This is a genomic window from Herbiconiux moechotypicola, from assembly GCF_024979255.1.
GTDB lineage: Bacteria > Actinomycetota > Actinomycetes > Actinomycetales > Microbacteriaceae > Herbiconiux > Herbiconiux moechotypicola.
Genome location: NZ_JANLCN010000005.1, coordinates 247,636 through 269,677, shown reverse-complemented (window position 1 = coordinate 269,677; position 22,042 = coordinate 247,636). Strand labels below are relative to the sequence as shown.

The window sequence follows — 22,042 nt, the reverse complement described above, 5'->3', positions numbered from 1 at the left end:
CGATTCCGACACATCGGCCCCGCTGTCGGCGGCAGGGCCTAGCATCGAGCCATGCCATTGATCGGTGAGTACGAACCAGGAACGAGCGACTGGGCACGCAAGCAGCTCGACGTCTACGAGGCCTCCGGCGGCACGGAGGCCACCGAACTCCACGGGATGGGTGTCATCATCCTCACCAGCGTCGGCGCGAAGACCGGCAAGATCCGCAAGACGCCCCTGATGCGGGTCGAGCACGACGGCGACTACGCCGTGGTCGCCTCGCTCGGCGGCGCCCCGAAGCACCCCGTGTGGTACTACAACATCGTCAAAGAGCCGCACGTCGAGCTGCAAGACCGCACCGAGAAGCACGACTACACCGCCCGCGAGGTGTTCGGCGACGAGAAGGCCCTCTGGTGGGAGCGCGCGGTCGCGGCCTACCCGCCCTACGCCGACTACCAGAAGAAGACCGACCGCGAGATCCCGGTCTTCGTGCTCACCCGCCGTCCCGACGAAAACTGAACGGAGCGATCATGCCCACCATCCCCGAGCTCCTCGCCACCAATCTGCACGACGTCTTCGGCAACCGCGACGCCGCGTCGCGCCGCGCCGCCATCGAGGCGAGCTTCTCACCCGAGGTCGTGTTCATCGACCCCGAAGAGACCGTCACCGGATGGGACGCCCTCGAAGCGAAAGCCGCCGGTCTTCTGGCCACGGCCCCCGACAGCTTCGAATTCCGTGAGGACGGCGTGCTCTACACCGGCGACGGCGTCGGCGCGCTGGCCTGGACCTTCGGGCCCGAGGGCACTCCCGTGGCGCGGGGCATCGACATCGTGACGGTGGCCGACAGCCGCATCGTCGAGCTGCGCACCCTCCTGCACGAGTAGGGCAGCACGAATAGGCTCGGGAGCATGACCGAACCCACCGAGGAGCAGCTCGAAGCCTCACAGCACACCGACAAGCGCACCGTGGGCGGCGAGCTCCGCTACTACCTCAAAGACGTCGGGGCGCACCTGGCGAAGCTCAACCAGCCGTTCAACCCCGACGGTCTCGAGGCCTGGTTCACTCCCGACGGCACGTTCCACGCCGAGGGTGTCGGCGCGAACGCCGCACTGCCCGGAATGCTCGGCGCCGCGGCCGTCACGGCCATCAACGCCGGCTGAGAACGGAGCGCCGATGGGCGATCAGCTGTCCGCCGACGACGCCCGCATCCTCTCCCTCGAATCGGAGTCGCTGCTCGGCCACACCCTCAAGCTGATCGTGGTCGAGCCGGGCGCTCCGCTCTCCGTCGACCAGCTGCGCCGCTCCGTGGCGGAGCGCCTGCCACGGGTGCCCAGGGCGCAGGAGCGGATCGACACCACCTCCGGCCCACCCCGCTGGGTACGGGCCGACACGGTCGACCTCGACTACCACGTGCGCGCGCGTGCGGGAGAGTGCGCCGACGACGACCAGGTGCGCCTCCTCGTGAGCGAGCTCATGTCGGAGCACCTCGACCGCTCCCACCCGCTCTGGACGTTCGACGTGATCGGTCCCCTTCCCGACGGCCGGCAGGCGATCGCGGCGCGCATCCACCACGCCATGGCCGACGGCATCGCCGCGGTCCGCTTTCTCGAAGCGGTGCTGCTCGACCCGCACGATGCGCCGGTGCACGAGAGCGGGATGCGGCCGGCACGTCCCGCGAGCGCAGCGGCCGCGCATCCGCTCACCCCGCTCGACGAGGTGCGGAGACTCCCCGCCGTCGTCGCACGCGAGCTCGGCCACCCTGGTGGGCGTTCTCCCTTCGACCGGCCGGTGACGAGCGCACGGGAGCTCGCCTTCTGCGCCCTGCCCTTGGCGGGCATGCGGGCGATCGGTGCGTCGAGGCCGAGTCACGCCACGGTCAACGACGTGCTGCTGGCCAGCGTGGCAGGCGGACTCGCGACGTGGCCGACGACGACGGCGAGCGGCGTGGGGCGAACGCCGGGACGGCTGCGCGCGCAGGTGCCGGTGAGTCTGCACCATCGCGCCGAGGAGGGCGGGTCGCTCGGCAACCACGATTCGTTCCTCGACGTCGACCTGCCACTGGGCCCGATGCATCCGGCAGAGCGGCTCGACGCGATCAGCGCCCAGACGCGCACGGCGAAGCAGAGCGACGACGCCGCCGTGCTCTACGACCTCATGCACGCGCTCGGGCGGCTCGGCAGCGTGGGGGCCACCACGGCCGATCTGCTCACCGGCAGCGCGCGGGAGTTCGCCGTCGCGGTCTCGAACGTGCCCGGTCCCCGCGTGGCCGTGTCGGTGGCGGGCCGGCGGGTGACGCAGCTGTACTCGTCGTCGGAGCCGGGTGCCCACCACGCTCTTCGCATCGCCGCGATCTCCGACGCCGACACGCTGGGCATCGGATTCAGCACCGACCCCACGGCCCTGCCCGGCATCGCCGACCTCGCCACCGCCACCCTCGCCGCATTCACCCGGCTGCAGAGCGCCACGCTGTCGCCCTGACGGGTCGGGAACGATCGCCGCCCACCACGCCGCGCATCCCTGCCCACTCGGCCCCGCACATCCGCCACCCCGCCGATGGCACAGGGCGCGAGCCGTCGGCGACCGAGCCGTCACGACCCGGGTAGGCTCATCACGATGGGGATCAGTGGTGGCGGGACGCGGTCGGCAGGCGGCCGATTCCCGCTGGCGATGGCCGAATCCGGACGACCGAGCGGACTTGTCGTCGGGACTCTCGTCGCGGTGCTCATCACGGTGGCCCTCTTCCAGACGGGTCCGGTGCTGCGGGCGCTGCTCCCGGCCGAGCTGTTCGAGCAGGGCGGCGTCGCGGCCATCACGCCCGCGTTCCTCGTGGTGTGGCTGCTGCTCTGGCTGTGGCTGCGATTCAAGGAGCGCCGGCCGTTCGCGAGCATCGGCTTCCGCGAGCCGTCGCGAGCGGGATTCCGGGTGGCCCGCGGTGCCGGCATCGCCCTGGCCCAGCTCGCCGTCTACCTCGTGGTCGGGCTCGCGACGGGGTCTCTCGTGTTCGCGACCACCGCATCCGGCGAGCTGGTGCACACGCAGGCGCTCGGCTGGGTGTTCGTCGCCCTCGTCGCCTTCGCCGTGCAGAGCGGGGCCGAGGAGATCGTCGCGCGCGGTTACCTGGTGCAGGTGTGGTACCCGAAGACCGGCGTGCTGGGGGCCCTGATCGTCTCGGCGGTCTACTTCACCGTGGGTCACTCCTTCTCCGAGGAGTTCAGCCTGCTGCCGATCATCGACATGACGCTGTACTCGGTGGTGGCCGTGTTCTGGGTGCTGGCCGAGGGAGGGCTGTGGGGCCTCATCGCGTACCACGCCACCTGGAACTGGGCGCAGGGCAGCCTCTTCGGCATCTCGGTGTCGGGCCAGGAGCCGCCGAACTCGCTCTTCGTGGTGAACGTCACCTCGGGCGCCGATCCGGTGCTGAGCGGCGGCGACTACGGGGCGGAGGGGTCGCTGGTCGACATCGTCGTGCTGCTGGTGCTGGCGGCCTGCGCCGCCTGGGCGTGGCGGCGTGCGACTGCGGCACGCTCGCTGTCGCCGCACTCGGCCTCTCCCCATCCGGCGGAAGCCCCGTGACCCGCCGCCTCGAACGCCCCGGGCCCCTGCTCGCGCTCGTCTTCGCGCTGGGTTTCGCGCTCACGGTCGCGATCCCGTTCGCCGTGAACGCTGCCATCGTCGATCCCCGGGTGCACGACCTCCCGGCCACCGGCGCCTCCATCAGCTACCAGCCCGTCGACGGCAGTGCGGGCGTGGCCTATCGAGCCCCCGGCGGCTGGTTCTACCGCGAGTCGGAGGTGGGCAGCGACAGCCAGCGCTTCAGCGCGCCCGGCGAGTCGGCGAGCATCGAGGTGCGGTTCGTGCCGGCGCGCACGACGGCACGGGCGACGCTCGAGGATGCACGGGGTCAGGATGCGGGCGGGCTCGACCTGCAGACGGTGGCGGCCGGGCCGTCGGCGTCGCGCGGCGAGCGGCTGTGGGCGATGCTGCCCGACGGCGGTGCCGTGGGCGTCGCGCAGATCGACGTCTCCGGCTGGGCGGTCGTCGTGACCGCGAGTGGCACCGCCCCCGGCGGAGCCTGGACGATCGTCCCCGATCTCCTCGCCTCGGTCACCACCACCGAGGCCGAGTCCCACACGACAGACACCACGGACGGCGCCTCGTGAGCGTTCCCCACATCCCGCAGCCGCCTTCGCCGCCCCTCGCGCATCCGCGGTGGTCACCCGTGTGGAGGCTCGCCCAGCCGATGAGCTGGCTGCTCGTGCCGCTGACGCTCGCGGGAGCCGTGGCGGTGGTGTGGTACCGGCTGCCGACGGTCGTCGCCGACCCCGTGGTGGCCGTCGTGGCCGTGGGCGCGCAGGCGGTGCTCGGGGCGCTGCTGCTTCTGCTGCTGTGGGCGATCGACCCGCTTCGACCGCTCGGCCGTCCGTGGATCATCGTCGCCACGGCGGTCGTGTGGGGTGGGGGCATGTGCGTCTTCCTGTCGGGCTTCCTCAACGAGCAGATCGACGCGGTCGCGGCGAAGCTCAGTCTCGACCCCGACCTCGTGCTGTCGGCGCCTGTGATCGAGGAGGCCGTGAAGCTCCTCGGCGTGCTGGCGCTCATCGGCGTCGGCCGCCGCTGGGTGCGTGACCCGCTCGATGGATTCGTGCTGGGCGCCGCAGTGGGCATCGGGTTCCTCACCGTCGAGAACGTGACCTACGCCCTGTCGGCCGCAGCCGAGGCGCGCGACGCCGCGGTGCCGGTGACCGAGGCCGTGACGCAGTCGCTGCTCGTGCGCAGTGCCCTCGCGGTGGGGTCGCACTCGCTCTACGCGGGCATCGCCGGTTTCGGCCTGGCGGCGCTCATCGTGCTGCACGGTCGCGGTCGCACCGGTCGTGGCATCGCTGTGTTCGCTGCGGCCCTCACGACCACCCTCGCCGCGCACCTGCTGTGGGACGCCGAGTGGGGCCTCACCTCACCGGCCAATGTCATCCCGCCCGCCGTCATCGCGGTGGCACTCGTCGTCATCGCCGCCGTCCTCCTGCGCCGCGGCCGCCTCCGCCTGCGCACCCCCACCCCGGCCCCGGCCGACGCCCCCGGCACCCCCGCGTCAGCGCCCTGATTCGCGCCTCATCCCGCCGCGCGGCGGCCGGGCGCGGCAGGATGAGGGGATGGAGATTCCGGAGTGGGCGGTGGTGCCGCTGCTGCGGGCGCTGCGGGCGAATCGGGTGTTCGTGACCGAGGAGGGTGCACGGCGGCGGGTGCGCGAGCGTGAGTTGCGCCCCGTGAGCTACGGGCCGCCCACGCGACTCGCGGGCGACCTCGAGGTGTCGGTGTCGCATCGGCCCTGGCCGGTCTACACGATCGCGCCGCGCGCCGGCGAGGCGGCACCGGATGCGTGGGGCGCCGTGGTGTACGTGCACGGCGGCGGCTGGGTGGGCGAGGTGGCGCGGCAGCACTGGCGGCTGGTGGCGCAGCTCGCCGTGGAGGCCCGCACCGCGGTGGTGCTGCCGATCTACCCGCTCGTGCCGTTCGGCACGGCCGCCGAAGTGGTGGCCGGGGTGGTGCAGCTGGTGCGCGAATGCGGCGAGCGCTTCGGGCCCACGGTGCTCGCGGGCGACTCGGCGGGCGGGCAGATCGCGCTATCCGCAGCGATGGCGCTCCGCGACGGCACGAAGCCGGAGCCGCTCGTGCTGCCGCGCACCGTGCTCATCTCGCCCGCCCTCGACCTCACCTGGAGCAACCCGCGCATCCCGCTCGTGCAGCCCTCCGACCCCTGGCTCGCCACTCCCGGCGGCCGGGTTCTGGCCGAGCACTGGCGGGGCGACCTCGACCTGCGAGACCCGGTGGTGAGCCCCCTCGCCGGACGCCTCGAGGGCCTCGGCCCGCTCACGCTCTTCACCGGCACGCGCGACGTGCTGAACCCCGACGCCCACCTGCTCGCCCGCCGTGCCGCGGAGGCCGGCGTGCCGCTCGAGCTGCACGAGGGCGTGGGCAAGGTGCACGTCTATCCGCTGCTGCCGACGGCGTCGGGGCGGGCGGCGCGGGCCGAGATCGTCCGCAGCATCGCCGGAGCCCTCAGTTCTGCATAAGAATCCGGGGTGGCATCGACACTATGCACACGCCACCCCGGATTCTTATGCAGAACCGTGCGCGCCTTCGAGCGCGTCGCGCACCAACCCCCTCAACCGCGGCACCGTCTCCCCCTCGAACCACGGATTGCGCACCCGCCACCCCCGCGTGAGCGGCGAGGGATGCACGATCGGGAACAGCGGCAGCCGCGTGCCCGCCTCCCGCACGGTGTCGGTGAGCGTGCGCCCGCGCTCCGCTCCCAGGTACCGCCGCTGGGCGTACGCGCCGACGAGCACCGTGAGCCGCACGTCGCCGAGCAACTCGAGCACCTGCGGGTGCCACAGCTCGGCGAACCCCGGCCGCGGCGGTGCATCGCCGCTGGCCGCCTTGCCCGGGTAGTAGAAGTCCATGGGCACGATGGCCACGCGATCGGCATCGTAGAACTCCTCGTCGCTGACGCCCAGCCACTGCCGCAGCAGCGCTCCGCTCGCGTCGTCGAACGGAACACCGCTCGCCTGAGCCCGCCGTCCAGGCGCCTGGCTCACGATGAGCATCCGCGACCGCTCCGAGCCCACCACCAGCGGCTCCCACCCGAGCTCGGTCGCCCACGCGTTCGACCGGTGCGCGGCCACCTCGGCCCGAAGGCGCCCGAACGCGGTGCCCTCCGCGGTCTCGGTCATCGCGATGCGGCCCGGGCGGTCCGCGCCTCGGGGTCGGGCCCGTTCGCGGCCCGGCCGCCGTCGACCGGCAGCACGGCACCCGACACGAACGACGACGCGGGCGAGAGCAGGAAGGCCACGACCTCGGCGACCTCCGCCGCCTCGCCGACCCGCCCGAGCGGGTGCAGCTGCGCCATCTGCGCGTCGGCATCCGGATGCGCCAGCCGGTACTCGTCGTACCGGTCGGTGCGCACCGAGCCCAGCGCGACCGCGTTGACCCGGATGCCGTCCGGCCCGTGGTCGACCGCCGCCGCCCTGGTCATCCCCTCCACGGCGGCCTTCGCCGTCGCGTACGGCAGGGCTCCTCGCACCGGGCGTTGCGCCTGGTGCGAGGACACGTTGACGATCGAGCCGCCACGCCCGTGGGCGAGCAGGTGGGTCACCGCGGTGTGGGTGCCCGTCACCGCGAGGCGCAGGTTCGCCGTGACGAGCTCGAGGATGCGCGCGGCCGTGTCGTCCGCGATCCCCGCGGTCTCGAGCGTGGCCGCGTTGTTCACCCAGCCCCGCAAGGGAGCGAGCTCCTCGGCCAGCGTCGCCGCCCGGGCGGCGACGGCCGGATCCCCGGCATCACCGATCACGAACACCGGTCCGGGCCGGGCGACCGCGGGCGCAGGCGGCACCCGGGCCTCCGGCACCCGGGCTCCCGGCACCAAGGCTCCCGGCACCCGCACCTCCGGTGCCGCCTCCGCCCCGTCGTGCCGATCGATCACCACCACCCGCGCCTCGGCCGACAACCGCTCGGCGATCGCCCGCCCGACCCCCTGCGCACCGCCCGTCACCACGTACGACACCCGCTCCCGCGCCTCAGCCATACCTCCAGCCAACCACGCCGTGCCCCCGCGCGAGCGCCTCCCCCTCGACCGCGCTACGGTGACGCTCATGAACCCCGTCATCACCGGAACCACCATGCCCATCCTCGAGATCACCCTCGACGCCGGCGAGGCCGTCGTCGCCGAGGGTGGCGACGTGGCCTGGCTCACGCCCGGCATGCACCTCGACACCTCGACCGCGCACGGCAGCGGCGGCCAGGGCGGGTTCATGAGCGGCCTCAAGCGCGTGCTCGGCGGCGCGCAGCTCTTCCTCACGCAGTACACGGCACCGCCGCAGGGCGGACTGGTGGCGTTCGCCGCCCAGCTGCCGGGCACCATCCGCGAGATGCGCATTGACCCCAGCGACACGTTCATGATCCAGCAGGGCTCCTACACCGCGAGCACTCCGGGCGTCGAGGTGTCGGTGGGCCTGCAGAAGAAGCTCGGCGCGGGCGTCTTCGGCGGCGCGGGAGTGGTGTTCCAGAAGCTGGCAGGCTCCGGCACCGCGTGGGTGCAACTGGCGGGCGAGCTCACCGAGTACGAGTTGAAGGCGGGCGAGTCGCTCCTCATCCACCCCGGGCACCTCGCCATGTTCCGGGCCGAGATGCCGCTGGAGTTCGCGACGGTCAAGGGCATCAAGAACAAGTTCTTCGGCGACTCCCTCTTCCTCGCGGAGCTGCACGGTCCGGGCCACGTGTGGCTGCAGTCGATGACCCCGGCGAAGCTGGCCGCCGCGATCGAGCCCTACCTGCCCGATCGTTCCGGCGACAAGAGCTGAGCGAACCCCGCCCGGAGCGCGGAGCGCAGCATCCAGTCGGGCCAGACCTCCAGCAGTCCTCCCGGCAGCTGCACCTCGTCGACCGCGGTGCGGGTCTCCCACGCCCGCACAATCATCCGCGCCACCTCGTCGAACCGCTCGGCCTGCCGCATCAGGAACCCGAGATCGACCGGCTCTCCGTGCCCGGGCACGATCACCTCATCGCTCCGGATGCGCGGTGCGAGCGCCCGCAACGCCCCGCCCCAGCCGAGCGGGTACGATCCGGAGCCGAACATCGGCGGCCCGGACTGCTCGATCACGTCTCCGAGCGCCCACACGCCGGCGTCGGGCACGTGCACGGCGAGGTCGGTGTCGGTGTGCCCCGGCGGGAGCGGAACCAGATCGATCGGCCGCCCGCCGGGCGCGATGCGCATCGCGCCGCCCGCCACCCCCGGCACCACCACCGTCGGCACCGTGAGCACCACCTCGCCCCAGTCCTTGTCGGGCTCACGCTGCGCATCCGCCTGCACGGCCGCCAGTCGCGGCCCCTCGAACCGCTCGAAGTGCGCGGCGATCCCCGCGTGGCCGTAGACGGGCACCCCGAGCCCGACGAACACCTGGTTGCCGAAGGTGTGGTCGTAGTGCGCGTGGGTGTTGACCGCGGCGACGACCGGCAGGCCGAAGGCAGCGTCCACGTCGTCGACGATCTCGCGCGCCTCCGCCGGATTTTTGCGCGTGTCCACCACGGTGACGCCCGAGGGCCCGACCACGGCCACCACCGACACGTCGACCGGCTGATAGCGCCGATGGAACACGCCGGCACCGACCTCGTCCCAGTCCCGTGCCGCAATCATCCGATCACGCTACTCTGGTGCCGCGGTCACGGTGGCCGCGGCACGGGGGTGGGGATGCACGGGGCACGGGTGACGGCGGCGCGGTTCTGGTTCGGGGGCATCGCGGTGATCGTGGGCGCGGCCCTGGTCATCCAACTGGTTCTCGTGTTCACCGGCGGGCAGGACGTCAACTCGTTCCAGCCGACCACGAACCAGAGCCTCGGCGAGAAGCTGATCAACCTGTTCAGCTACTTCACCATCCAGAGCAACCTGTTCGTGCTCGGCACCTCGATCGCGCTGGCCGCGAGCATCCATCGCGACGGCCGCCTGTGGCGGGTGCTGCGGATGGACGCGATGCTCGGCATCATCATCACCGGCATCGTTTACGACTTCGTGCTGGCCTCCCTGGTGCACCCCACCGGATGGGCGCTGGCCGCCACGATCGGCTTCCACTACATCTCCCCGTGGGCCACGCTGCTCGGCTGGCTGCTGTTCGGCCCGCGGCCCCGGATGGGCTGGCGCACCATGGCGTTCGCGTTCATCTGGCCGCTGCTCTGGCTCGTCTACACCTTCGTGCGGGGCGCGATCACCGGCTGGTACCCCTACCCCTTCCTCGACGTCGATCTCATCGGGTTCGCCGACTCGATCCGCAACTCGGCGGTCATCCTGCTCGTGGCCATCGCGATCGCGGCACTGCTGACCCTGCTCGACAAGCACCTCCCGGCACTCGTGCGCGAGCCCGCGGCGCCTCGCGACTGACCGGCTCGCGACCGTCGGCGCTCGCACCCCACGTAGGCTGGTGGCATGGCCACTCTGCTGCTCATCAGGCACGGGCGCACCACCGCGAACGCCGGCGGTCTGCTCGCGGGCCGCACGCCCGGCGTGGAGCTCGACGAGATCGGCCGTCGTCAGGTGCGCGCCACCGGTGAGCGGCTCGCGGGAGTGCGGCTCGCGGGAATCGTGACCAGTCCGCTCGAACGGTGCGTGCAGACCGCGCAGGCGATCCTCGCCCAGCAGCCCGTCGACGGCGCCGACGGACTCGAGCTCGGCCTCGAGTTCGACGACCGCCTCCTCGAGTGCGACTACGGAGACTGGCAGGGCAACGCGCTGAAGACCCTCTCCGCCGATCCGCTCTGGGCCACGGTGCAGGCCCAGCCCTCCGCCGTCGTGTTCCCCGGCGGCGAGTCGATGGCGGGCATGCAGGCCAGGGCCGTCGCCGCCGTGCGCGAGCACGACGCGGCGGTCGAGGCCGCTCACGGCCACGAGGCGGTCTGGGCGGCGGTGAGTCACGGTGACATCATCAAGGCGGTGCTGGCGGATGCGCTCGGCATGCATCTCGATCTCTTCCAGCGCATCTCGGTGGGACCCGCATCCGTCTCCGTCGTGCGCTACGGGCCGAAGCGCCCCGATGTGGTGGCGATGAACACCGAGGCCGGTCCCCTCGACTGGCTCACCGCATCCTCGCCCGGGCCCGAAGAGGTCGTCGGCGGCGGCGACATCGCCCGCCCGCAGACGGCCGCACGCCCCTAGGCTGGAGTCATGCCTACGATCGTGCACGAGTTCGACTGGCCCGACCGTGTCGTCATCGGCACGATCGGCCGGCCGGGTGAGCGCACCTTCTATCTGCAGGCCCGCACCGGCTCCCGCATCGTGAGCGCGTCGCTCGAGAAGGAGCAGTCGGCGCTGCTGGCGGAGAAGATCGACGAGATCCTCGACCAGCTCATGGCCGGCGAGGGCAACCCGTTCAGCGTTCCGGCGGTCACCCCCGTCGAGCTCGTCGACAACGAGCCGCTCGACCAGCCCGTGCAAGAGGAGTTCCGCACCGGGACGATGAGCCTGGGCTGGGATCCGTCGACCGCGCAGATCGTGCTCGAGGCCTTCCCGCTGGTCGTCCCCGACGACGACGAGGACGATGACGACGGCCCGGGCATCCCCGCCGGCGTCTACAGCCTCGACGAGGCCGAGCAGGCGCTCGAGGCGGCCCTCGCCGACGCCGCCGGCATCGACGAGCTCATCGAGCGCGAGACGATCGAGCCCGAGGAGGTGCTCCTCGTGCGCATGCCCGTGGGCACGGCCCGCGCTTTCGCCAAGCGCACCCGCGAGATCGTGGGTGCGGGCCGCGATCTGTGCCCGCTGTGCGGCCTGCCGATCGACCCCGACGGCCACGACTGCGTCTTCCCGGGCGGCCTGTGACCGGCGACGGCCTCGCCGCATCCGGGGGCGACGGCTCGACCGGGCTCGAGCTCGAGGGTCGCATCACGACCGCCTCCAACGCCACCTTCCTCGCCCGGCTCGACGACGCGCGCGTGGTCTACAAGCCGATCGAGGGCGAGAAGCCGCTCTGGGATTTCCCCTCCGGCCTGCTCGCGCACCGCGAGGTGGCGGCCTACCTCGTCTCGGAGCAGCTGGGCTGGAACGTGGTGCCCCGCACCTGGCTCGGCGACGGCCCGTTCGGCCCGGGGATGCTGCAGCTGTGGCAGCAGTCCGACCCCGAGCAGGAGGCGGTCGACCTCCTCCCGCTCGAGGCGGTTCCGGATGCGGGGTGGTGCGTCGTGTTCGAGGGCAGCGATCCCGACGACCGACCCGTGGCGCTCGTGCACGAGGACTCGGCGGCGCTGCGGCGTATGGCGGTGTTCGACGTGCTCACCAACAACGCCGACCGCAAGGGCGGGCATGTGCTCGGCATGCCCGACGGGCACCGTTTCGGCGTCGACCACGGACTCACCTTCCACGCCGAGCACAAGCTCCGCACGGTGCTGTGGGGGTGGATCGGCGAGCCGTTGAACGACGGCGAGCTCGACGGTGTGATGCGGGTGCAGGAGTCGCTCGAGCGCGGGGCTCTCGCCTCCGCACTCGAACCCCTGCTCACCGCCGAAGAGCTCGACGCCTTCGCGCTCCGCTGCGAGAGCCTGATCGCCGATGCGGTCTTCCCGGCCCCGGCGGGTGACATGCCGCCCGTGCCGTGGCCGCTGTTCTGAGCGGCCACGCCGCCGCGGCGCTGCGTTTCAGGCCCGGTCTGGGTCTCCACCCGGCAGGTCGACCAGGATCTTCAGCCCCCTTCCCTCGCGCAAGGTGCGGATGCCGTCGTCGAGCAGACCGTCGAGCGGGATGTGCGCCACCCAGCCCGTGATGTCGTAGCCGCCGGCCGCCATGATGGCGATCGTGTCGTCGAAGTCGGGGCCCGAGTAGGCCAGGCAGCCGAGGATCTCCACCTCTCCGAGGAGCACGGTGTTGCCCGGGAACGGCGGCTCCTTCTCGTAGGTCGCCACCACCACGACCTGCCCGCGCGCCCGCACCGACTCGCAGGCGCTGCGGAAGCTGGCCGCTACCCCCGCGCAGTCGAAGGCCACGTCGGCACCCGCTCCGCCGGTGAACCCGCTCACCGCCGAGGCCAGGTCGACCGCGGTGGGGTCGACCACATCCGTCGCCCCCAGCGCTTGGATGCCGGCCCGGCGTTCAGCCGAGGGTTCGACCACGAGCACCGAGGTCACGCCGCGCGCCCGCAGCCCGAGGAAGGTGCCGATGCCGATGGGCCCGGCGCCGAACACGAGCACCTTCGATTCGGGGCTGAGCCGCGCGCGGTTGATGGCGTGCGTGGTCACCGCCATCGGCTCCACCAGGGCCCCGAGTTCGAGCGACACCGTGTCAGGCAGCCGGTGCACCATGAAGTCCTTCACCACCGTGAACTGCGAGAGCCCGCCACCGGTGCCCGAGAGCCCGTGCAGGGCGAAGCTGGTGCAGAGGTTGGGCATGCCCTCCAGGCAGCGCGGGCACTCGTCGCACGGGTAGAGACCTTCGACGCACACGCGGTCGCCGGGCGCTACGGTGGCCACTCCGGCGCCTGTGGCGACGACGGTGCCCGAGAACTCGTGACCGATGACGATCGGCCGGGATGCCCCCGTGCGCGGGTGCGTGCCCTGCGGGATCCAGGCGGGGCCGGAGTAGTACTCGTGCACGTCGGTGCCGCAGATGCCGTTGTACGCCACGCGGATCTTTACCTCGCCCGGTCCCGGTTCGGGTTCGGGGATCTCGTCGATCCGCACGTCCTGCGTGTCGTGGTACCGCGCTGCCAGCACTGTGAACTCCTTCGTCCTCGTGTCGTCGCCGTGTTATGGCAGCGCTATCATACCGTGTCGATGCGCTCCAGCAGCTCGTCGATCTGGTCGGTGCCCAGGATGCGGTCGGCGGTGATGAGGGCGAGGCCGGTGACGCCCGCCACCTCGCCGAGCTCGGAGACGCCGATCACGAGGTTGCGGGTGGCCAGGGGCTGCGAGCGCTGGTACACCCGCTCGCGCACGCCGCTCAGCAGCACCTCGCCGCACTCCGCGAGCTGGCCGGAGAGCACGATGGTCTCGGGGTTGAGGATGCTCACGAGGTCGGCGACCGCGTCACCGAGCACCCGACCGGCCTGCCTGACCAGACGCACCGCATCGAGGTCACCCTGCCGCACCAGGCCGACGACCGCGGCCACGTCGCCCGCGTGCGCGCCCAGCGCATCCAGATCGCGGATGATCGCCCAGCCACTGGCGTAGGCCTCGACACAGCCGACGTTGCCGCAGCGGCACGGCAGCCCCTCCGCCCCGTCGGCCACCGCGGCGCGGGTGTGGCCGATGTCGCCGGCCGCACCCTCGCCGCCGCGGATGATGGCGCTGTTGAACACGAGCCCTGAGCCGATGCCGGTGCCCACCTTGAGGCTGATGAGGTTGTCGTGGCGACGGAGGCGCGCCTCGGCGACGGCGCGGGAATTGGCGTCGTTCTCCACCACCACCGGTGCCCGGCGGGCGGCGAACCAGCCCGCGATGTCGAAGCGGTCCCAGCCGGTCATGATGGGCGGGTTCACCACACGGCCCGCCGCGAACTCCACCGGGCCGGGCACGCCGATGCCGATGCCCCAGACCTCGTCGGCGCCGGTGGCCCCGCCGCCCGCGAGGAGCTCGTCGAAGGCGGCGTCCACCGCGGTCAGCACGGGATGCGGGCCGTCCCACACGTTCACCGACACCGAGGTGTGCCGCAGCGGCGTGCCCGCGAGGTCGCACACGGCGGCCACGAAGCCCGTGGCGCCGATGTCGGCGGTGAGGATGACGGCACGGGAGCGGTTGAGGGCGAAGCGGCTCGAGGGGCGGCCCCCGGTCGACTCGCCGCCGCCGATCTCCTCGATCAGCCCCGCGGAGTGCAGAGCGGCGAGGCGCTGGTTGACCGTGGAGCGCGAGAGACCGGAGAGGTCGATCACGTCGGTGCGCGAGAGCTCGCCGTGCTCACGGAAGAGCGCGAGCACTTCGCCGACGTGGGTTCGCACATCCTTCACTTTACGCAGAGCTCCATCGCTGTCCCGAATCGACCCCGTGGCCGACGTGAGCCCATTGTATACATACGTCGATTCAAAGTAGCCACACTTTTGAGTTGCAATAAACCAAAAGTGCGCGTAGTTTCTGTTTCGCAGGCACGTAGTGGTGCCCCAACCCGCCAAGGATCAGTATGTTCAGCAAAGACGCAACATGGATGCGCACCGTGCGCATCGCGCTCCCCCTCGGAGTCGCAGCCTTCGCCCTCGCCGGCTGCGCCGGCGGCAGCGGCACCGACGGTGGCTCGTCGAGCAAGGTCGCGGCCGTCATCAAAGGCCTCGACAACCCCTTCTTCCAGGCGATGGAGTCCGGCATCCAGGACACCGCGGACACCGACGGCGTCGACGTCACCATCCAGGCCGCCGCCGACATCGGCGACACCACGGGCCAGGCCGACAAGCTCACCACCCTCGCCGGGCAGGACTTCGGCTGCTTCATCGTGAACCCCATCTCGGGCACCAACCTCGTGCAAGCGCTCAGCCAGGTCGCCACCGCGGGCAAGCCGATCGTCAACATCGACCAGCCCATCGACGCCGACGCGGCGAAGACGGCCAACATCGACGTGGCCACCTACATCGGCACCGACAACGAGGCCGCGGGCGGCAAGGCCGGCGACTTCGTGCTCTCGCAGGTCGACGCGGGCTCGGAGGTCGCGATCATCGGCGGCATCGCCGGAGACGTCACGAGCGCCGCACGCATCGACGGCTTCAAGGCGGCGGTGGGCAGCGACCTGGACATCATCCAGGAGTCGGCCGCCGACTGGAAGCGCGAGGTCGCCCTCACGACGGCCACCGACATCCTCGCCGCGAACCCGAACGTGAAGGCCTTCTTCGCCGCGAACGACGACATGGGTCTCGGCATCGTCAAGGCGGTCGAGAACGCCGGTCTCACGGGACAGATCACCGTGGTGAGCGTCGATGGCAACAAGGACGCCCTGGAGTCGGTCGAGGCCGGCGGCCTCTCCGCCACCGTCGCGCAGTACCCCTACGCGATCGGCTCGCTCGGCCTGCAGGCCTGCGAGGTCGCCACCTCGGGCGGCGAGCTCCCCGCGAACATCGAGTCGCCCACCGCCCTCGTCACGAGCGCTGAGGCCCCCGACGCCATCGCTGCCTTCCCCCAGCCCTTCGCCCCCTTCGACAACCCCCTCGAAGACCTCCTCCCCACCGAGTAGAGCCGCAGGCGTCCCATTCCTGGTGCCGCTCGGCTGAGAAAGTCGGGCGGCACCGGAACCCACCACACTCCCTCTAGGCAGAAAACGTGACCTCCATGACATCCACTGAGCAACTCCGACCGGGGAGGATGCAGGCGATCGGCCAGAACGTGCGCCAGATCTCGTTCTGGGCCGAGAACGCCGCCCCGATCGGCCTCGTCGCCCTCGTGATCGTGTTCGCGATCCTCTCCCCCACGTTCCTCACGCTGGGCAACATCCGGGCCATGCTCGTCGCGGCCGCGATCCTGGTCATCCTCGCCATCGGCCAGTCCTTCGTCATCACCACGGGCGGCATCGACCTGTCGATCTCGGCCACGATGACCTTCGGGGCCATCGGCTTCGGCCTCGCCTTCCAGGCGGGCGCCGGGTTCTGGCTCTCGGCGCTGGTGGCGATCGTGGCGGGCCTGCTCATCGGCCTCATCAACGGGTTGCTCATCGCCAAGGGCAAGGTCACCGACTTCATCGCGACGCTCGGCACGCTCTCGGTGGCCACCGGTCTCGCCCTGATCGTCTCGAACGGCAAGCCCATCACGGTCACCAGCGACGAGCTGCTCATCCTCACCTCGGGCTCGCTCGGCATCTTCGGCTACCCCATCATCCTCGCCGCGGTGATCGCGGTGCTGGCGTGGTTCTTCATGTTCCGCACCCGGTTCGGTCTGCACGTGCAGGCGGTCGGTGGCAACGAGGAGAGCGCCGTGGCGAACGGCATCTCGGCCACGCGCATCCGGATGGCGGTCTACCTCATCTCGGGCGGTCTCGCCGGGGTGGCCGCGTTGCTGCTGGTCGCCCGCGTCGGCGCGGCCGAGCCGGCCATCAACACCCAGTTCCTGCTCAACTCGATCGCGGCGGTCGTGCTCGGCGGTGTGAGCCTCACGGGTGGCAAAGCCAAGATCGTCGGTCCGGTCATCGGCGCTCTGCTGCTCACCGCTCTCACCAACGGCCTCACCCTCCTCGGGGTCTCGCAGTTCTACCAGCCCCTCGCAGTCGGACTCGTCGTGGTCCTGGCCGCCCTACTCACGAGGTTCCAGAAGAAATGACCGACAAGTACAACTCCGTGCCCGACGTCTCGCCGCACACCGGCACCACCCAGGCCCGCGACTTCATCCTCAGGGCCACCGACATCAAGAAGTCCTTCGGCGGGGTGCACGCGCTCAAGGGCGCCTCCATGACCATGCGCCGCGGCGAGATCACCGCACTGATCGGCGACAACGGCGCCGGCAAGTCGACCATGGTGCGATGCCTCTCCGGCATCCACCGCCCCGACTCCGGCAGCATCGTGCTCGACGGCGAAGACGTCACCTTCGAGTCGCCGAACGCCGCCCGCGAGCGCGGCATCGAGACGGTGCACCAGACGCTGGCGCTGGTCGAAGACCTGTCGGTGTGGCAGAACTTCTTCCTCGGCCGGGAGAAGACCCACGGCTTCGGCCCGTTCCGCACCCTCGACCGCAAGGTCATGAAGGCCACCGCGGGTGAGCTGCTGAAGAACCTTGCCGTGAACGTTCCTCCTGTCACGAGTAAAGTGCGCCGCCTCTCGGGCGGCCAGCGCCAGGCCGTGGCCATCGCCCGCGCCGCCGGCTGGGGTTCGAAGATCGTCATCATGGACGAGCCGACCGCGGCGCTCGGCGTGCAGGAGACCGCCCGTGTCGAGGGCGTCATCAACACCCTGCGCGACTCGGGCGTGGCGGTGCTGCTCATCAGCCACAACTTCGACCAGGTGATGCGGCTCTCCGACCACGTGTGGGTGATGCGGGCCGGCATGGCCGTCGCCGAGCGCCGCACCGAGGAGACCTCGGGCGACGAGCTCGTCGCGCTCATCACCGGCGCCAAGGCGGCGTGATCGTGCCCGCCTCCACCCGCATCCCGTTCCACCGGGCCGCTGCGGGCACGGTGAACCCCCTCGGGGTGCACGCCGGGCTCTGGACCGCGGGCTGGTCGCACGACGAGGCGCGCTTCGCGATCGAGGGGAGCGCCGCTGCCGGGTTCGACCTCATCGAGATCCCCCTGATCGACCCGCGCAGCTCCGACCTGCTGCTCACCGAGGCGCTGCTCGAGGCCAACGGCCTCGACGCGGTGGTCTCGCTCGCCCTCGGCGTCGACAGCGACATCAACACCGACGTGTCGACGCCGCAGGGAGCAGCGAGCTCGGCCCGGGGTGAGCAGCTGCTGCTCGACGCCGTCGAATTCGCCCGCTCGATCGGGGCCGGCTACGTCGGCGGGGTCACCTTTTCGGCCATGACCAGGTACGGGCATCCGGCCACCGAGGCCGGGCGGGCCAACTCGCTCGCCGTGCTGAGCCGGGTGGCCGCGGTCGCGGCCGAGGCAGGCATCCTGATCGGTCTCGAGTACGTCAACCGCTACGAGAGCAACCTCCTCAACACCGCCGCCCAGACCCGGGAGTTCATCGGCGAGCTGGAGGCACGCGGTGCGCAGAACGTGCTGCTGCACATCGACACCTTCCACGTCAATGGCGAAGAGCTCTCCCAGGCGGCCGCCGTGCACGATGCGGGTTCGGCGCTCGGTTACATCCACGCGAGCGAGAACCACCGTGGCCAGCTGGGCACGGGGTCGAACGACTGGCCGGGACTCTTCTCCGCCCTCGCCGACACGGGGTACATCGGACCCATCACCTTCGAGTCGTTCTCGCCCGCCGTGGTCTCTGCGGCCTCGCGCGACGACATCGGGCTGTGGCGAACCCTCTGGCACGACCCCACCGCCGTCGCCGCGGCCGGCGCCCGCTTCCTCAGACGCCAGCTGGCCGCATCCGACCGGCTCCTCTCCACCACCCACTGACCCTCGCGACCTCGCATCCCTCACGACCTCAAAGGATCCACTCATGACCAACAAGCTCGGCGTGCACGCCCTCGTCTTCTCCGGCGGAACCACCCCCTCCGAGGTGGAGTACATCGTCGCCCAGACCAAGGCGGCCGGCTACGACATCCTCGAGATGTCGCTGCACGACGCGAAGAACCTCGACGTCGCCGCCGCCCGTGCCGCGCTCGATGCCGCCGGCCTCGGCATCGTCACCTCACGAGGGCTCGCCTTCGAGGCCGACGTCTCCAGCGACGACCCCGAGGTGGTGGCCCGTGGCGCGAAGCTGCTGCACGACTCCCTCCACATCACCCACCAGCTCGGCGGCACCCACTTCACGGGCGCGCTCTACAGCGCCCTCGGCAAGTACGGGCACGCCCTCACCGCCGCCGGCCGCGCCAACGTGGTGTCGACCCTCACCGACCTCGCGGTCGAGGCGCAGGGCCTCGGCATGACCCTCGGTCTCGAGATCTGCAACCGCTACGAGACCAACGTCATCAACACGGCGGCGGATGCGCTGCGGCTGGCCGACGACATCGGTCACGACAACGTGCTCATCCACCTCGACACGTACCACATGAACATCGAGGAGGACGACCTCGTGCGCCCGGTGCACCTCGTCGGCGACCGTCTCGGCTACGTGCACATCGGCGAGAACCACCGCGGCTACCTCGGTTCGGGCCATCTCGACTTCGGCGCGTTCTTCCACGCGCTCGCCGACGTCTCCTACGACGGCCCCATCACCTTCGAGTCGTTCTCGTCGGCGGTGGTCTCGCCCACCCTCTCCAACGATCTCGCGATCTGGCGCAACCTGTGGAACGATGGTCCGGCCCTGGCGGCGCACTCGCACCGCTACCTCACGAACATCATCGAGGGAACCCGTGCCGCACTCTGAGGTCTCGTCCGACGCGTCTGCCGTGAGCACCTCCGCGCCCGCGGACAGCACCTCGGCACCCGTCGTCGCCGGCCTCGACGAGCTCGCGCGGCGCGCGCTCGCGCTCGTGCAGCCCGGCTCGCGGGCCGTGCTGGGCATCGCGGGCAGCCCGGGGGCGGGCAAGACCACGCTCGCGGGCCTCCTCGCCGCCCGGGTGAACGAGCTGAGCCTCGAGTCGGGCGGCCCCGGTGCTCCGTTCGCCGCCCACGTGCCGATGGACGGCTACCACCTGGCCGAGTCCACGCTGGCCCGCCTGGGCCGCTCCGACCGCAAGGGCGCCCTCGACACCTTCGACGGCTGGGGGTTCCTCGCCCTGGTGCGCCGCCTCACCTCGGAGACCGACCACACGGTGTACGCCCCGAGCTTCGACCGCTCCATCGAGGAGCCGATCGCGGGTGAGCACGCGATCGAGCCCGAGACCCGCCTCGTCGTGCTGGAGGGCAACTACCTCCTGGTCGACGACGGCGACGGTCCGTGGGCTCAGGTGAAACCGCTGCTCACCGAGTCGTGGTTCTGCGAGACGCCCGACGAGGTGCGGGTCTCCCGCCTCGTCGTGCGCCACGGGATCGGCGGCCGCACCCCCGAGGCGGCCCTGGCCTGGGCCGAGACCGTCGACGGCCGCAACGCCCTCCTCATCGAGTCGACCGCTCCCCGCGCCGACCTCGTGGTCTCCGGCATCACGGGCGCCATCCTCTCGGCCTGATCCACCGACCCCGGCTCCGCCCCGCTCCTCCTCCCCCCGGCTCAGGCGGGGCGGCGCCGGCCTCCTCACCTCTGAATCCCTCCGATCGGCCCGCCCCACCCACCACGGGGCGGGCCGATCACTCTCGTCACGACGGAGCCAGGAGAGAATGGTGGCGTGAGCGACGAGATCCTCTTCAGCGGCGGCGGGTACTTCACAGCGGGCATGACCGAGAGCCGCACCGGCGGCGCGGTGCTGGTGCGCGACGGGAGGATCGCGGCGGTCGGCTCCCTCGACGAGGTGAGCGCCGCATCCGTCGACCCGCGCGCCGCGACGCAGGTCGACCTCGCGGGTGGGCTGCTCCTCCCCGGCTTCCAAGACGCCCACGTGCATCCCGCCCCGGCCGGCGTCGAGATGCTGCAGTGCGACCTCTCCGGCGCCGACTCCGCCGAAGAGACCCTCGCGCTGATCGCCCGCTACGCCGCCGCGTCGGACGACGACTGGCTGCAGGGCGGCGGCTGGACCATGGATCACTTCGCCGGCGGATCCCCCCACCGCACTGGGCTCGACGGGGTCACGGGCGACCGGCCCGCGTTCCTCGTCAGCCGCGACCACCACAGCGCCTGGGTCAACTCCGTCGCGCTCGCCCGCGCCGGCATCACCGCGTCCACGCCCGATCCGGCCGACGGCGTGATCGAGCGCGACGCCGACGGCACACCCTCGGGCACCCTGCACGAGGGCGCTCTCTCACTGCTCGACGGCGTGAAGCCGGTCGCGGACGAGGAGCTCGCCTACCGCGGACTGCTCGCCGCCCAGAGCCACCTGATCGCGCTCGGCATCACCGGCTGGCAGGACGCCCTGGTCGGCGAGGGACTGGGCTTCGGCGACTCCCTCCCGCTCTACCTCCGGGCCGTTCAGGAGGAGACGCTGGTGGCGCGGGTCACCGGGGCACTCTGGTGGCACCGCGAACGCGGCATCGAGCAGCTGCCCGAACTCCTCGACCGCCGGTCCAGGGCCGCGGCCCTCGCCCGCCCCGACCTCTTCATGGCCGACACCGTCAAGATGATGCTCGACGGCATCGTCGAGAACCACACGGCCTCGATCCACGGGCACTACCGCCTGCCCGGAGGCGACGCCGGCTCGGGCCTCGACTTCATCGACCCCGAGCGGCTCGGCGCACACTTGGCCGCGCTCGACTCCGACGGATTCTCGGTGCACTTCCACGCCCTGGGCGATCGCGCGGTCACCCAGGCCCTCGACGCCGTCGAGGCACTCGGCGGGAGCGCACGGCGGCACCAGCTCGCCCACCTGCAGATGGTGGCGGATGCGGACCTGCCGCGTTTCGCATCCGTCGGCGCCATCGCCAACCTGCAGGCATTCTGGGCCCGCACCGACGACCAGCTCCGTGACCTGTGTCTGCCGATCCTGCCTCCCGGCGCGAGGGAGCGCACCTACCCGTTCGGCCGGCTCGCGCGGGCGGGTGCCGCACTCGCGTTCGGCAGCGACTGGCCGGTGTCGACGGCCGATCCACTGGCCGCGGTGCACGTGGCCGTCAACCGCACGGGCTACGGGGCGGAACCGGAACCCCTCGGCGGCGACCGCGACAAGCTCGACCTCGCCACCGCACTCGGCGGCTACACCGCCGGCAGCGCCCACGCCAACGGGCGCGGCAGCACCACGGGCCGGCTCAGGGCGGGCTACCTGGCCGACATCGTGGTGCTCGACCGCGACCCCTTCCGCGGCGCCCCCGACGAGATCGGCGACACCCGCGTCACCCAGACCTGGATCGCAGGCACCCGCCACCACTGACGCGAAGCCCCACGCCTCGCCCCACGACCCCGCCCCTCGCGACCCGCCAAAAATCCTCCTGACTTGCGCGAGATGCACGACTTCTTGGCGGATCGCGAGGGTGGGGTGCGGA

25 protein-coding genes are annotated in these 22,042 nt (G+C 71.5%); 20 read left to right on the top strand and 5 right to left on the bottom strand.

Annotation, left to right across the window (positions count from 1 at the left end; genetic code table 11):
• The first annotated feature begins 51 nt into the window (after positions 1 to 51).
• The 8 genes from N1031_RS10305 (at position 52) to N1031_RS10270 (ending at position 6,047) form a co-directional block, all read left to right on the top strand.
• Positions 52 to 498, top strand: coding sequence for a nitroreductase family deazaflavin-dependent oxidoreductase (locus tag N1031_RS10305; RefSeq protein ID WP_259479545.1), 447 nt, complete (start codon positions 52 to 54; stop codon positions 496 to 498).
• A gap of 11 nt (positions 499 to 509) precedes the next feature.
• Positions 510 to 863, top strand: coding sequence for a nuclear transport factor 2 family protein (locus tag N1031_RS10300; RefSeq protein WP_259479544.1), 354 nt, complete (start codon positions 510 to 512; stop codon positions 861 to 863).
• Positions 864 to 887: 24 nt separating this feature from the next.
• Positions 888 to 1,139, top strand: coding sequence for a hypothetical protein (locus N1031_RS10295; protein ID WP_259479543.1), 252 nt, complete (start codon positions 888 to 890; stop codon positions 1,137 to 1,139).
• A 13-nt stretch (positions 1,140 to 1,152) separates the two neighbouring features.
• On the top strand, positions 1,153 to 2,457 hold the full coding sequence (locus N1031_RS10290) for a wax ester/triacylglycerol synthase domain-containing protein (protein ID WP_259479542.1): 1,305 nt from the start codon (positions 1,153 to 1,155) through the stop codon (positions 2,455 to 2,457).
• A 135-nt stretch (positions 2,458 to 2,592) separates the two neighbouring features.
• Positions 2,593 to 3,552 carry a CPBP family intramembrane glutamic endopeptidase gene (locus N1031_RS10285; protein WP_259479541.1) on the top strand — a complete coding sequence of 320 codons (960 nt, stop codon included), beginning with the start codon at positions 2,593 to 2,595 and terminating at the stop codon, positions 3,550 to 3,552.
• Positions 3,549 to 4,139, top strand: a complete 591-nt coding sequence (locus N1031_RS10280) for a hypothetical protein (protein WP_259479540.1) — start codon at positions 3,549 to 3,551, stop codon at positions 4,137 to 4,139. The genes N1031_RS10285 and N1031_RS10280 overlap by 4 nt, the downstream gene beginning before the upstream one ends.
• Complete coding sequence (locus tag N1031_RS10275; RefSeq protein WP_259479539.1) at positions 4,136 to 5,077, top strand: PrsW family glutamic-type intramembrane protease; 942 nt, start codon at positions 4,136 to 4,138, stop codon at positions 5,075 to 5,077. The genes N1031_RS10280 and N1031_RS10275 overlap by 4 nt, the downstream gene beginning before the upstream one ends.
• Before the next feature lie 49 nt (positions 5,078 to 5,126).
• A complete protein-coding gene (locus tag N1031_RS10270; RefSeq protein WP_259479538.1) occupies positions 5,127 to 6,047 on the top strand; it encodes an alpha/beta hydrolase fold domain-containing protein in 921 nt (306 codons plus the stop codon).
• 45 nt (positions 6,048 to 6,092) lie between these two features.
• On the opposite strand, the gene N1031_RS10265 is transcribed toward N1031_RS10270, so the two are convergent.
• Together N1031_RS10265 and N1031_RS10260 are read right to left on the bottom strand one after the other, a co-directional pair.
• On the bottom strand, positions 6,093 to 6,707 hold the full coding sequence (locus N1031_RS10265) for a uracil-DNA glycosylase family protein (RefSeq protein ID WP_259479537.1): 615 nt from the start codon (positions 6,705 to 6,707) through the stop codon (positions 6,093 to 6,095).
• Entirely contained in the window at positions 6,704 to 7,558 is an 855-nt protein-coding gene (locus N1031_RS10260) for an SDR family NAD(P)-dependent oxidoreductase (protein ID WP_259479536.1), read from the bottom strand. The genes N1031_RS10265 and N1031_RS10260 overlap by 4 nt, the downstream gene beginning before the upstream one ends.
• 67 nt (positions 7,559 to 7,625) lie before the next feature.
• Here N1031_RS10260 and N1031_RS10255 point away from each other — a divergent pair, with 67 nt between their 5' ends.
• On the top strand, positions 7,626 to 8,333 hold the full coding sequence (locus N1031_RS10255) for a TIGR00266 family protein (protein ID WP_259479535.1): 708 nt from the start codon (positions 7,626 to 7,628) through the stop codon (positions 8,331 to 8,333).
• Here the strand turns inward: N1031_RS10255 and N1031_RS10250 are convergent.
• Positions 8,300 to 9,166: an MBL fold metallo-hydrolase gene (locus N1031_RS10250; protein WP_259479534.1), complete on the bottom strand. Its 867-nt coding sequence runs from the start codon at positions 9,164 to 9,166 to the stop codon at positions 8,300 to 8,302. The two genes, N1031_RS10255 and N1031_RS10250, sit on opposite strands and share 34 nt — an antisense overlap.
• Positions 9,167 to 9,220: 54 nt before the next feature.
• Between N1031_RS10250 and N1031_RS10245 the strand changes: the two genes are divergently transcribed.
• The 4 genes from N1031_RS10245 to N1031_RS10230 are packed head-to-tail and all read left to right on the top strand — an operon-like array spanning position 9,221 to position 12,123.
• Positions 9,221 to 9,904 carry a Pr6Pr family membrane protein gene (locus tag N1031_RS10245; protein ID WP_259479533.1) on the top strand — a complete coding sequence of 228 codons (684 nt, stop codon included), beginning with the start codon at positions 9,221 to 9,223 and terminating at the stop codon, positions 9,902 to 9,904.
• Positions 9,905 to 9,949: 45 nt separating this feature from the next.
• Positions 9,950 to 10,675, top strand: coding sequence for a histidine phosphatase family protein (locus tag N1031_RS10240; protein ID WP_259479532.1), 726 nt, complete (start codon positions 9,950 to 9,952; stop codon positions 10,673 to 10,675).
• Positions 10,676 to 10,684: 9 nt separating this feature from the next.
• Positions 10,685 to 11,338 carry an Rv2134c family protein gene (locus N1031_RS10235; RefSeq protein ID WP_259479531.1) on the top strand — a complete coding sequence of 218 codons (654 nt, stop codon included), beginning with the start codon at positions 10,685 to 10,687 and terminating at the stop codon, positions 11,336 to 11,338.
• Positions 11,335 to 12,123, top strand: a complete 789-nt coding sequence (locus N1031_RS10230) for an Rv2133c family protein (protein ID WP_259479530.1) — start codon at positions 11,335 to 11,337, stop codon at positions 12,121 to 12,123. Before N1031_RS10235 ends, N1031_RS10230 begins: the two co-directional genes overlap by 4 nt.
• A gap of 27 nt (positions 12,124 to 12,150) precedes the next feature.
• Here N1031_RS10230 and N1031_RS10225 read toward each other — a convergent pair whose 3' ends face one another.
• Both N1031_RS10225 and N1031_RS10220 read right to left on the bottom strand, forming a co-directional pair.
• The gene (locus N1031_RS10225; RefSeq protein ID WP_259479529.1) at positions 12,151 to 13,221 is read right to left on the bottom strand and encodes a 2,3-butanediol dehydrogenase; all 1,071 of its coding nucleotides are present in this window, start codon (positions 13,219 to 13,221) and stop codon (positions 12,151 to 12,153) included.
• Between the two features lie 47 nt (positions 13,222 to 13,268).
• Entirely contained in the window at positions 13,269 to 14,441 is a 1,173-nt protein-coding gene (locus N1031_RS10220; RefSeq protein ID WP_259479528.1) for an ROK family transcriptional regulator, read from the bottom strand.
• Between the two features lie 179 nt (positions 14,442 to 14,620).
• On the opposite strand from N1031_RS10220, the gene N1031_RS10215 reads away from it, so the two are divergent.
• The 7 genes from N1031_RS10215 (at position 14,621) to N1031_RS10185 (ending at position 21,930) form a co-directional block, all read left to right on the top strand.
• Positions 14,621 to 15,658 (top strand): substrate-binding domain-containing protein, encoded by a 1,038-nt coding sequence (locus tag N1031_RS10215; protein WP_259479527.1) that lies wholly within the window; start codon positions 14,621 to 14,623, stop codon positions 15,656 to 15,658.
• Between the two features lie 95 nt (positions 15,659 to 15,753).
• Positions 15,754 to 16,734, top strand: a complete 981-nt coding sequence (locus tag N1031_RS10210; RefSeq protein ID WP_259479526.1) for an ABC transporter permease — start codon at positions 15,754 to 15,756, stop codon at positions 16,732 to 16,734.
• Positions 16,731 to 17,534: an ATP-binding cassette domain-containing protein gene (locus N1031_RS10205; protein WP_259479525.1), complete on the top strand. Its 804-nt coding sequence runs from the start codon at positions 16,731 to 16,733 to the stop codon at positions 17,532 to 17,534. The genes N1031_RS10210 and N1031_RS10205 overlap by 4 nt, the downstream gene beginning before the upstream one ends.
• Before the next feature lie 2 nt (positions 17,535 to 17,536).
• On the top strand, positions 17,537 to 18,487 hold the full coding sequence (locus tag N1031_RS10200; RefSeq protein WP_259479524.1) for a sugar phosphate isomerase/epimerase family protein: 951 nt from the start codon (positions 17,537 to 17,539) through the stop codon (positions 18,485 to 18,487).
• Between the two features lie 43 nt (positions 18,488 to 18,530).
• Positions 18,531 to 19,400: a sugar phosphate isomerase/epimerase family protein gene (locus N1031_RS10195; protein ID WP_259479523.1), complete on the top strand. Its 870-nt coding sequence runs from the start codon at positions 18,531 to 18,533 to the stop codon at positions 19,398 to 19,400.
• Between the two features lie 22 nt (positions 19,401 to 19,422).
• Positions 19,423 to 20,142: a nucleoside/nucleotide kinase family protein gene (locus N1031_RS10190; protein ID WP_259479522.1), complete on the top strand. Its 720-nt coding sequence runs from the start codon at positions 19,423 to 19,425 to the stop codon at positions 20,140 to 20,142.
• Between the two features lie 156 nt (positions 20,143 to 20,298).
• The gene (locus tag N1031_RS10185; RefSeq protein ID WP_310795680.1) at positions 20,299 to 21,930 is read left to right on the top strand and encodes an amidohydrolase; all 1,632 of its coding nucleotides are present in this window, start codon (positions 20,299 to 20,301) and stop codon (positions 21,928 to 21,930) included.
• The last annotated feature ends 112 nt before the right edge of the window (positions 21,931 to 22,042 follow it).